A 423-nucleotide genomic window follows, 5' to 3' on the forward strand; every position below is an offset into this window, starting at 1 on the left:
GCAATACGGGCCAAGGTGGGCGCCGCGCACGTCCAGCTCCTTGCGATCGCCAATGATCGACCAGTCCACGCTGGTCTCGGCGCCGAACACGCTGAACTCGACGAAACGCCCGAGCTTGCGGATCAGGTCCAGGCCCTGGGTGACGCCGGCCGGTACGCCCGTGGTCTCGATGTACACGTCGCAGCCGTAGTTGTCGGTCAGCTCGTTGATGATCGCGCGGGCGTTGTCGCGGGACGGGTTGATCACCACATCGGCGCCGAACTTCTTCGCCAATTCCAGGCGCTCGTCGACCATGTCGATCACCTCCAGTTTCTTCGGCGTCTTCAGCGCCGCCACTTGCACCATGCACAGGCCCAGGGTTCCGGCGCCGGCAATCACCACCACGTCATCGAGCTGGATATCGCCACGGTTGACCGTGTGGAT

General features: G+C 64.1%; 1 protein-coding gene. It reads right to left on the bottom strand.

What is annotated here, in order from left to right; all coding sequences use genetic code 11:
* A partial coding sequence (locus tag AC0L3B_RS38450; RefSeq protein WP_473382823.1) for a zinc-binding dehydrogenase occupies window positions 1–423 on the bottom strand: 423 nt, incomplete at both ends.

It is taken from the genome of Bradyrhizobium sp. Kon56, from assembly GCF_055807635.1.